Annotated in this window: 10 protein-coding genes; all 10 read right to left on the bottom strand. The window is 32.8% G+C overall.

The window, feature by feature from the left end:
• Nucleotides 1-231 precede the first annotated feature (231 nt).
• Complete coding sequence (locus GQO80_RS15460) at nt 232-543, bottom strand: hypothetical protein (protein WP_157209262.1); 312 nt, start codon at nt 541-543, stop codon at nt 232-234.
• Between the two features lie 2 nt (nt 544-545).
• Nucleotides 546-1040, bottom strand: coding sequence for a hypothetical protein (locus GQO80_RS15455; RefSeq protein ID WP_157209261.1), 495 nt, complete (start codon nt 1038-1040; stop codon nt 546-548).
• Nucleotides 1041-1174: 134 nt separating this feature from the next.
• A complete protein-coding gene (locus GQO80_RS15450; protein WP_157209260.1) occupies nt 1175-2224 on the bottom strand; it encodes an ATP-binding protein in 1050 nt (349 codons plus the stop codon).
• Nucleotides 2225-2387: 163 nt separating this feature from the next.
• Complete coding sequence (locus GQO80_RS15445; protein ID WP_157209259.1) at nt 2388-2750, bottom strand: hypothetical protein; 363 nt, start codon at nt 2748-2750, stop codon at nt 2388-2390.
• A 15-nt stretch (nt 2751-2765) separates the two neighbouring features.
• On the bottom strand, nt 2766-3218 hold the full coding sequence (locus GQO80_RS15440; protein ID WP_157209258.1) for a hypothetical protein: 453 nt from the start codon (nt 3216-3218) through the stop codon (nt 2766-2768).
• Nucleotides 3219-3460: 242 nt separating this feature from the next.
• On the bottom strand, nt 3461-4837 hold the full coding sequence (locus tag GQO80_RS15435) for an RCC1 domain-containing protein (protein ID WP_157209257.1): 1377 nt from the start codon (nt 4835-4837) through the stop codon (nt 3461-3463).
• Between the two features lie 18 nt (nt 4838-4855).
• Nucleotides 4856-5302, bottom strand: coding sequence for a hypothetical protein (locus GQO80_RS15430; protein ID WP_157209256.1), 447 nt, complete (start codon nt 5300-5302; stop codon nt 4856-4858).
• Between the two features lie 388 nt (nt 5303-5690).
• Complete coding sequence (locus tag GQO80_RS15425) at nt 5691-6869, bottom strand: MvaI/BcnI restriction endonuclease family protein (RefSeq protein ID WP_157209255.1); 1179 nt, start codon at nt 6867-6869, stop codon at nt 5691-5693.
• Entirely contained in the window at nt 6869-9076 is a 2208-nt protein-coding gene (locus tag GQO80_RS15420) for a DNA cytosine methyltransferase (protein WP_157209254.1), read from the bottom strand. Before GQO80_RS15420 ends, GQO80_RS15425 begins: the two co-directional genes overlap by 1 nt.
• 453 nt (nt 9077-9529) lie before the next feature.
• Nucleotides 9530-10000 (bottom strand): DUF6680 family protein, encoded by a 471-nt coding sequence (locus tag GQO80_RS15415; RefSeq protein ID WP_157209253.1) that lies wholly within the window; start codon nt 9998-10000, stop codon nt 9530-9532.
• Nucleotides 10001-10601 lie beyond the last annotated feature (601 nt).

The following is a 10601-nucleotide window of genomic DNA, read 5'->3' as shown; positions in this document are numbered from 1 at the left end:
AGCAAGAACCAAAAGCTCTTGCTGCGCAGGATAGCATTATGATTTAGCATAAGTGCTTCCTATAATTTTTAGTTAATTTATTAGGTTTTTAACACAGTACCTATGAGTAGTTGCGTGGGTTAGCACTAAACTTTGCAAGTACACACCAAACTGAAAATCCGCGAGGATTTTCAGAAGTAGGCGAGAACAAGCAATTACTTATAGCCATTGTTGTAAAACGTTTTTTTTCAATTAAAATCCTAACATTATTAATCCAAATGCAGCGATTAATCCACCTATTACACAAATTACTGCTGCAAATGTCGCAAAAGGTGAGTTTGAATTTTTAACAACACCTCTTTCATCTTTTTTATGCATCATTATAATCAGCATCCCAACGCCCCAAATTAAGCCACCAACCAAAAGAGATTTAAATCCTAAACTTGGACTTTTTGGTCCATCATATCTATCATACCTATGGTTTTGAGCAAAAACGCTCATACTTAAAATCAAAAAGAATATTATCGGAAAAATTTTTAATAATTTGGATTTAATTTTTTTCATTACTATTTGATTTTAATTCGTTCAATTAGGTTTGATGAAGCAGAATTATTCAAATCATTAGTAGTCAAGTTTACGATAAAACTCTTTTGTTTATAAAGAAAAACAATTGAAGTATTCACAAATTTATGTCCTGAATAAGTTAGATAAGATTTTATTTTCAAAGCTTTTTGTCCGTTTGACAATAGAATCGATTCCGTACTTTCATTATTCATTTCGGCATTTTCTTTTGCAGTTTGTAGAAATTGGTCTTTATAAACTTGCAGAGTCTTTTCGTTTAATCCATTCATATCTTCAAATAGATTTTGAACGGTAACAGAGTATTGTTTGATTTTTTCATTATTGTCTTGAACTACACAAGCATAATTATTTTGATTTCCGAGATTTCTTGTGTATTCTAATTCGCAAGGACAATTGATTGTAAGTCCCTCAATCTTATTGTCGATTTGAGCAAAAGTTAGAAACGGTATAATTAAAATTACGAATGAAATTTTTTTCATAATGTTTGGTTCAAAATGTTTTACAACGGTCTGGTATATGAGCTGTGGCGTGTCTCGGCACAGACCTCTCCAAATAAAAACCGGCTTTGGAAAATCCGCAGGATTTTCCAAGTGAGGACTGACCAAGCCATAGCTTATATACGGTGTTGTGCGTCGTTATTTTTCTCCTGTCTTATAATGTTCGCTATAAAATCTATTGCATTTTTGTTATATATACTTGGACAAACTGAAGGTACATTTCCAGATGCCTTATAATCATCTTCTTGTTGTTTATTTCGGAAATTATAAGCTGAATAATCAAAATTCTTTTTTAATTCATTCTCTCGAATAATCCGCCAAACATCATTTGTACAGCAATCTGGTAGTAATTTTTTAACTTCGCCAGCTAATTGTTGCGCAGAGAATGGAAACTGTTTGATTAAATCTTCTTTGACTTTTTTGATAACTTCAACTCTGTCGATTGGGACAACATCTCCAACTAACTTGAGTGTCGTTGCACCTTTTTTCTCTACAAATTCTCCTTCTTTAATGAATTTCAATTTAGCCGCCAATTTTTCGTCAACAACTAAAATTTTTGAGTTTTCTTTTTCTATGATAGATTTTTCGGTATCTAAAATCGCAGCATTTTCAGGTCCAGCTTTACCAATTTTTGACATTAAATCAAGCCATTGAGAATTGTTGTGTTCAACTCTTTTATTGATTATTGCCTCTAATTCAGGATATTGAATTTTTTGTGTACGACCTCCATACCGAAAATAAATTTCTCCATTTTTTATTATTTGGTCTTTTCCTTCGTCTTTTTTAGAAATGATTGGTTTTACAGAAACCTCAAAAATTCTAAAGACACCAAATTTTTTTCCGTCAATTACAAACATTGCCTGTTCCCAACTAATATTTCCTGAAAAAATATTTAATAAATATCCAGTAATTTTTTCAGGGTCAATTTTTTCAAATTGGTCAATAGAACTTTTCGAAAGTCCAGTTGGTATTCTCGGCGAGTCTTGAATTCCGAATATTAAGTAACCACCTTTGTTATTAGAAAATGCGCAAAAATCTCTGAAATAGTCAGCTAAACCTGAAAAATTAAATTGTTCTTTAAATTCTAATTCCTGTCCTTCGCGATGAAATAAATATCCAGAATCAGTTGTTCTTAAAATTTCTTCGATTGTGGATTTTTCTATCATTCGGTATTTTTTTTAATGACGCACAACGTTTATGTATAAGAATAGTTGCGGGTTTGTATGCGAGGATTTTCCGAAGGAAAATCAGACGTTACAAACACGCAACGACCTTTGTTTTAGCCACTAAACCGCAATTATTTTTATACGGTGTTAGCGGTTCGTTTTTTTATTTCAGATATTCAATGTCAACTCCTCTGTCGTGCATATGTAAAATACATTTATCAACTTTTCCATTACCAAAATGAATAGATAAACCATAGTCAGCAAAAGAACTTCCCATATTATCGTATCCATAACCACGTAAAACTATTTTGTCATTATTCTGTTGAATAATTTTCATTTGTTTTGGAGCCATTTGGACAACATTTTGACCGTCTGTATTAAACATTGTAACTGTAAAACCTTCTCTACCGCTAATGTTTGGCTCTACTTTAATTGCTCTTGGCGCACCACCGTGAGGTCCTGATACGTGATTGCCATTTTCGTATCGAAGATGGTCTGATGATTTGAATAAAAAATCTAACTTCATTGAATTGTTTTTAGGTTATAACTGGAATATTATTTGTTTTTCTGGATTACTAAATGAAAATGACATTTTTGAAATAATACCATTGATTAAAAATAGGCTACATGCAAAAGGTTCATTTTTTTTGAAGTTTTTTTCATTTCTGGTTGAACCAATAGTATTACGAAAAACACCAAATGCTACATTTTCAACATTTGTGATTTTAGGTATAATTAGAAGTATTAATCTGTCTCCTGAAGTGATAAATTGGTCAAAAATATTAAATTCAGATATTTCATTCTCAAGTTTAGAATCTTTAATATTAATCTCCATTTTTTCTATTCCGCTAACTTTAATTACATTCGCCGAAATTAATTTATTGGTATTTCCATTTTTAACTTCTTTTCCTCCAATCCAAATTTCATATCGACTAGGATTGAATGAGAAATTTTGTTTTTCTAATATCTGGTTAGTTCCAAATCTGTCATACATATTTTTAAATTTTTATTAATGTTATATTTTTCTAACGGTTTGTTGTTTAAATGACCGCTAACGGTGTGTGTAAGAATAGTTGCGTGGGCTGGCACGAACCATAACAAGCACAAAACTAACTGGAAAATCCGCGAGGATTTTCCGAATAGGCTTATACCAAGCAATTATTTTTACACGTTGTTATGTGCAGGTTTTTCTTATTTTTATAGGTTGATTTTTAGAATTCTAATCAATAATATTTTCTAAATTTTGATAAATTTATTTTGGTATTCTTTTCCATTAATAAATAGAGTAATTATGTAAACTCCTCCTTGAAATTGCTCTATATTTAAACTTTTTATATTTCCACTTTGTTTTAAAACAGTTTTACCAGTAAGTTCTGAAATCGATATACTTGCAATAGGTTGACTGGAGGAAATATGAAGCCAATCATGAGTCGGATTGGGATATATTTGATAGACAAAAGAGTTATGATTTAAGTCCACAATACTTAATGTAGAACAGTTTACAAGGGTTGGGGTATTCTCGCTGACGTTAGTTCCATCTCCATATTGACCACTAAAATTATTGCCAAAAGCAAATATATTATTATCACTATTTATTGCCAAGGAATGATTCCCACCGACAAATATGTTTTGCCAGTTGTAGGATGCAGTAATTTGAATTGGAGAGGGATTGGGAACGCCGTAATTTGTTGACGTACCATTTCCTAATTGACCAGCATTATTAAGACCCCATGCCCACAAAGAACCGTCCATTTTTATTCCAATTGTATGTCCTCCTCCTGCAACAGCACTTTGCCAATTGTTATCCGAACCAATTTGAGTAGGTGTATTTTTATCTGTTGATGTGCCGTCACCAATTTGTCCATTATTATTTAATCCCCAGGCCCATAATGTACCATTGCTTTTTTTTGCAACGGTGTGATTATTTGACGATGATATGTATTCCCAATTGGTGTCGCTTCCTATTTGTACTGGTGCGTTTTTGTCTGTAAATGTGCCATCTCCTAATTGCCCAAAATTATTTTTCCCCCAAGCCCATAAAGTACCATCTGTTTTTATTGCAACAGTATGGTCTGCTCCAATAGATATGATATCCCAGTTAGTGGAATTTCCAATTTGGGTAGGTGTATTTTTACTTTCATTGGTATTATCTCCCAATTGACCATAGCTATTATCCCCCCAACCCCATAAAGTACCGTCAGTTTTTATAGCAAACGTATGGTCGCCACCCCCAGTTGATAATATTTCCCAATTGTTATCAGTTCCGATTTGGGTTGGAATATTTTTGTTGATGTTTGTGCCATCACCTATTTGACCATGTACATTATTGCCCCATGCCCAGAGAGTTTTATTAGTTTTTAAGGCTACAGTATGATTGGTTTCTGCACTAATTGATTTCCAGTCGTTATCTGTGGTTATTTGAATTGGATTGTTTTTATTTGTATTCGTCCCATCCCCCAATTGTCCGTTGGAGTTTAATCCCCAAGCCCATAAATGACCGTCATTACTAATGCCTAATGTATGGCTAAACCCTGCGTCAATGGTTGTCCAACATTGACCAAAAATTAAAGAGTAATTTAAAAATAAAAATAGGAGAATGTAATTTCTTTGCATAGTTTGATAAATATTAAATTAATTAGAAAGGACTAATTTTTCAATTGTATTAAGAATCAATTGGGCGTCACTTTGATTTGAAATATTTTTTGTGATTGAAGTTGTTCCCAGTGTTTTTTTAATAAATTCAGTTGTGTAATTTTTAAATTTAGATATTGCTCCGTTTGTGCCATTGGGAAATTCCATATCTTTAGTTCTGCATGCGCAAATGCAAATATAACACCCCGCATCATTAAATTCGCTTAAAGCTTTATAAACTAAATCGTGGGTATCTCCAGAACTTGTGATTCCAATTAACATATCGTTTTTTGAAAGTATAGCTTTAAAGTCCCCTTTCTTTTTTTTATAATTGCTTGTTAATACCGAAAAATTGTTTTTCTCTAACATTAAAAGTTCATAAAGAATTCTAATAGTTGTAGTTTTTCCGGAACCACCTTTACCTCGTAATGCAATTATTGTCTTCATTGTTATAATATCTGATTTTTCAACTTTTAAGTTTCAAAGAAAATAAATTAATACTACTAATTCATAAATATGTTTTTTTTTCTTATAGTTGGGTCAAACTTGCACATAACGGTCACATGTATAAAACGTTGGGGATTGCGGGCTTCGTCCCTGTCTGCCGTTGCAAAAGCTGATGCGGGGCTGAAACCTTCAAATAACCACTTAAAACCCCAATGTTTTATACATGATGTTACCGCCTGGTGTTCATTGTTTTATATCATTTTTCTATCAATTTGCTACTTCGTTTCTGTCTGCCGTACATGGGGACAGACACACTCTTTGACAAGCTTTGGCTTTTGCGTTGGCTCGTGTGGCTTGGCAATGTGTGTGGCTGTGAAGGGTTGGCATATTAAATCAGATTATATTTTTCGCTTGGGGGAAATAGTAAGTCAAGACCCTTTGGTTTAATTTTAAAAAGTGGACCCTTCTCAACAACTTTGCCAACAGAATTTCTTTTAATCAAGTGGTCAAGAGTTATTATGCCTTGGTCAACCAATAAGTCAAATTGAGAAGAAATTGGTTTTTTTGTATGCTCAACAAACTTGTATTGAAAATGCTCTCTACCTCCAATAATTGTACTGTCAGCTTCTACCCAAAAAGTTTCTCTGTGTTTCTCGTGTAACCTATTATGAAGATTATCAAGAGTCCAAACAACAAAATCACCAAATTCTGGCTTGTCGGAATTTTCAATAATTTGCTTAATGTCTGAATCAAGTCTAAGGCTTAAGCCTTGCGAATTTCTTACAATCGCTGAAACCGTGCAATACAATTTAAAATCACTACCTCTTTTGTAACCAAATGCGTCTAGTATTTCAGCCGAACTTTTGAATTTACTTAAATTCCAATCTGGTACTTGAGCAAATAGATTCTTTCGATTTGTCCTGCTACTTCTAAATGATTTAAGTTCAATACCTTTGTAGTCTGGTTGTTTCGACGAATTTATATTAATTCCAAGTGCCGTTTCTAAAGTTCTACCAACTGAAGTGTCTGCTTCCACCATTGATGGTATTGGCCCAGAACTTGCAACTTTTCGTAGCATTGCTAATAATTCAAATGCAATTTGATTGGCATTTCCGCTTATTTCAGCAATTAGTTCTTTAAATGGATTGTGTATAGTAGTGCTTAATAGATTCTCAACATTTAATTGTGTGAGATTAAATATATGAAACTCACCGTTGTAAAAAATAATTGAAACAATATCATTGGGAACTGCAAATTTTGTTAATCCCGAGAACCAAATTCTGGGGTCTCCTTTTTTAGTAATTGGTCTATACAGTGAAGCATTAGAACTTTTTACTGTAAAGTCTGCGTATATGTTGGCATTGATTATAATCTTGTGTTCTGGACCTTGTTGCTGGAGGTCGTAATCATGAATATTATTCTCTTTGAGAAAATTTCTAACTGGACCTGTAGCGTCCATTATTGATTTTTTTAAACCCGTTTCGGTTGGTTCAATAAGTGCGAGAGAAATCTGATTCTTCGTTAATATCTTGATTTTATTTTGTTCGGAGTCTGACAGTATTCTCATTATTTGATATTTTTTAATATTTCTGTTGCTACGGCTCTTGCGAGTAATGGAGGGACTGCATTTCCAACAAGCGTGTATTGAGGAACTTCTGTTTTTCTATTATTTCCGCCAGTCGAACGTTTACCTTGAAAAACGAATGTATCATCGAATGATTGAAGCCGTGCCATTTCCCTAACAGTCAATGCTCTTGGTGAATTATAATGAATGTAGTCGTCAGGAATAGTCATTATAGTAGAACTTTGCTCATCGGGTTTTAAAACATTGTAATTTCGCTTATTTGAGCTTAAACCGCATTCTTCAAGTTCACATTGAGCAACTTTATAATCCCCTTGGTTTAATATGATTTGAAGGCGTTTTATTACATCTTCATTTTGATTGCTAGTTTTGTGGTTATTTAATATGTCAAAATATTTTTCTCCATTTGACAATCCATTGAAATCTTTTACATAAAATGGTTTAGACTTTGGCCTAAAACGTTCAATTAAACGCCCTTCTCTTGACCACTCCGAAAATGTTTTACCTTCTTGCAAATTAATCTTTCCGTCAACTGTTCTCTTTCTAATGAGACTTTTCATTTTTTGTGCAGTACCATTAAACTGCTTGGATATATCAACCAATTCATAATGATGGGCTTCTTGATTGTTTCCAATAAAATCTAAATCATACAATGCTTCAAAAACGGTAACTTTTTCATTTTCATTTACCGTTGGGGGAATCTCCGAAACGAATTTTTGGTCTTTTCTACAACCAATAAACAAAACTCTTTCCCTATTTTGAGGCACACCGTAATTTGATGCGTTAGCAATAAACGGTTTTTCAATTCTGTACAACCTAATACTTTCAAGTATTTTATTCAATTTTAGTCGTTCATCTTCAGTACAGAGAGTTTTCAATATTTCAACTGTTTCATCAAAAGATGCTGTATAGATTTTTAAAGCGGTTACAATATCTTCACAATCTTTCTTGTAGTCTTTAGGTACCTTTAGTTCGTTGAATGAATTTTCAATTTGGAGAATTACATTTTCAGAACTTATTTCAGTTAAAAAGTGGGTAAAAGTATCTACAAAAGAATCATTGTCTATGTTGCAAAAATCCTTTTCCTTGATAATACTTCTTTTAATTTTTTCCCATTCTTTGGTTCGAGCAAGGATGTTGAAGCCGTGTCTTATTGTGTTTATGCTTGAATCTGTTTTACTCGTTTTATAATCAGCTATTTTGGGTGTTATTTGTTTGAATCGGTTATCGACAAATCGAATAAACTCATCTCTTCCAGCTTCCAGCTCATTTTCGTTTAACGATTCAATTTCAATGCTTTTAATGATGCAATCCAATAGAAACGAATTTCTTTCAATTTTCAACTTTTTTATAAAGGATACTAAAACGGGAATCTCTTTAATGTCAACAATTGAGTTTATCTCTTGGATTATCAAATCCTTTATTTTCCCGTTTTCTTTTGTTAAAATACCTTTTACATTTTCCATTACAAAGTATTTGGGTTGTAATCGTTTGATTACGTCCAAGTAATGTGAAAATAAGTCATCCTTTTTATCAAATTTTCTTCTTTTTCCAGCTAAACTAAAACTTTGACAAGGAGGTCCACCACAAATAACATCAATTGTTTTGTTTCCAATCTTTGCTAACAGGTTTTCTAAAAAATCAGGTTCGGTTATATCTTGACGTAAAAACTCAGCATTTAATCCCAATTGATGATTATATCTGACAATGTGAGTAAGCTCGCAATTTTCATTAATATCACTTGCAGCAATAAAGTCAAAGAATTTATTATTTATCTCTGCTTGTAAAAAACCTTCGCTAAAACCGCCTGCTCCTGCGAATAAATCAATAAATGTAAAGGGCTTACCATATAAAGAAAGTTGCTCTTTTACAATGCTTACACTATTATTTTCTTTATAACTCTCAATATGTTGGTTTAAAATATCTTTGATTTCTTCCTGAGAGTAAGTCTTTTTTGTAGAATGGTGAAGAAGTTCGTTCGCCCTATCTTCGAGGAACTTTAAATAATGGTTTATTTCGGTTGATTCTATTGATAGCCCTGTAGCTCTTTGCTTTTTTTTGTCAAATTGTTCAGAATTAATCTTTTTTCCAGTTGCTAACTTTATTTGACTGCCATTGCAATTTATTCTAAGGTGAATAGGTGCAAGTCCCTTTCTGTCAGATTTATCGAGATAAAAATTTATTGTTGCCATATTTTACGGACGTTTTTACGTACACGGACAAAATTACGGACATTCTTCAAGATATGGCATTACTTTTTTGTTTTTTTTTCGAGCGTTGGCAAAATTCAAGCTCTTTTGGTTTTTTATTTTGGTCAGTGTGTTGGCAAAAACCAAATGTGCTTGAATGTGTGTCGGCTGTCTTTCTTACACTTGGCGGTAACGGCTAAGTATAAGATTGGTTGCGTTGGTTAAGAACGCAATTTAACAAGTACAGACCTTATTTTGGAAAGCGAGGTTTTTCGTAAACAAGGAAGTAACAAGCAATTAATTTTATACAATGTTGGCAAATCGTTTTTTATTTGTTTATGGATATTCGCTTTCTTGGAAAAACTTCTCACATTAGTCCAATTTACAGACATTCAAAATCTAATTATAAATTAGAAGACATAAAACCATTTTACCTTAGCACTAAGCACATGAACCTTAATCAACCGATGGAGGAACAGAGTCTTCTGGAGGCGGAGTAGGTTTCTTCGGGTCATTTAGGTTCGGGTAATGTATTTTCAATGCTTCTGGGGAGTAATATTCTCTTATATCTTGCATCGATAGTGTTCCATAGTCGCTACATTTTGCCATTTCAAAAACCATTTCATAGAACGTTTCAATCCACGCATAGCTATTGTAAGCAGGTGGTCTTATTTCTGATAGAAATTTATGAAAAAGCCTTCTTACTTCTTTATCACCACTAAATACTACGTCTATAGCGTTTAGAGCTTTTATCCAATCTAATTCTTCCGCTCCAACGTTTCTATAAATCATAAGTGTTTGTATTATAACTCTTTTATCTCTTTTTAATTCCAATGTTCTTTGATACCTAAAAGCAAGAACCGCTCCTATAAAGGCAGCAATAAGAGGAACGGCTATTTTTTCTAAAAAATACGTTAATTCGTCCATTCAGTTATTTTTTAAATGTTTGCCAACGGTTTTGGCTATGATTTCGTTGCGTGGTCGAGCCGTAAAAAAAATTAGGTCAACGAAGAACAACGGTGGTCTGTAATTTTCCAAAAATGCCGTAAAAAGCAATGAATTATAGCTATTGTTGTGTTTAGTTTTTATTTCAGATGTGTGCGCCACGTTTTATAGGGTTTAAAGGTTGTTTGCCAAATTATTCTAATTCTGACATGGATTTAATAGAATTAAATTTACATGGTCATACGGTTTATATTGATAAGAACTTCTTTAAGCCAGTCTATGATTCTATCGATTCTGATGTCGAGAACCTTGAAACTAAAAACTAGATTATCTATATCTTCATTTTCATCGTAAATCTTAAACCTTATTTTAGTCTCCATTTATTGCGCTTATTGATTTTTTTTCTTTTTCTGTTAGTTCCATAATTTTTCATTGCCTCTCATTCTATATTACGCTCTGCTTTTAAATTAAACACAACGTTTATGTGTAAGGAACGTTGCGTGTTTGAGTGCGAGGATTTTCCGAAGGAAAATCAGAAGCTAGCAAACAGGCAACGACCAAACGGCTTAACTAAAATAAGCAA

Origin of the sequence: Mariniflexile maritimum, assembly GCF_009746565.1 — a bacterium.
GTDB lineage: Bacteria > Bacteroidota > Bacteroidia > Flavobacteriales > Flavobacteriaceae > Mariniflexile > Mariniflexile maritimum.
This window is presented reverse-complemented; position numbering and strand designations above follow the sequence as displayed.

What these genes read in the sequence shown, in the direction of transcription:
- GQO80_RS15460 (WP_157209262.1), bottom strand. Translation starts at nt 543, where the DNA reads ATGAAAAAAATTAAATCCAAATTATTAAAAATTTTTCCGATAATATTC.
- GQO80_RS15455 (WP_157209261.1), bottom strand. Translation starts at nt 1,040, where the DNA reads ATGAAAAAAATTTCATTCGTAATTTTAATTATACCGTTTCTAACTTTT.
- GQO80_RS15450 (WP_157209260.1), bottom strand. Translation starts at nt 2,224, where the DNA reads ATGATAGAAAAATCCACAATCGAAGAAATTTTAAGAACAACTGATTCT.
- GQO80_RS15445 (WP_157209259.1), bottom strand. Translation starts at nt 2,750, where the DNA reads ATGAAGTTAGATTTTTTATTCAAATCATCAGACCATCTTCGATACGAA.
- GQO80_RS15440 (WP_157209258.1), bottom strand. Translation starts at nt 3,218, where the DNA reads ATGTATGACAGATTTGGAACTAACCAGATATTAGAAAAACAAAATTTC.
- GQO80_RS15435 (WP_157209257.1), bottom strand. Translation starts at nt 4,837, where the DNA reads ATGCAAAGAAATTACATTCTCCTATTTTTATTTTTAAATTACTCTTTA.
- GQO80_RS15430 (WP_157209256.1), bottom strand. Translation starts at nt 5,302, where the DNA reads ATGAAGACAATAATTGCATTACGAGGTAAAGGTGGTTCCGGAAAAACT.
- GQO80_RS15425 (WP_157209255.1), bottom strand. Translation starts at nt 6,869, where the DNA reads ATGAGAATACTGTCAGACTCCGAACAAAATAAAATCAAGATATTAACG.
- GQO80_RS15420 (WP_157209254.1), bottom strand. Translation starts at nt 9,076, where the DNA reads ATGGCAACAATAAATTTTTATCTCGATAAATCTGACAGAAAGGGACTT.
- GQO80_RS15415 (WP_157209253.1), bottom strand. Translation starts at nt 10,000, where the DNA reads ATGGACGAATTAACGTATTTTTTAGAAAAAATAGCCGTTCCTCTTATT.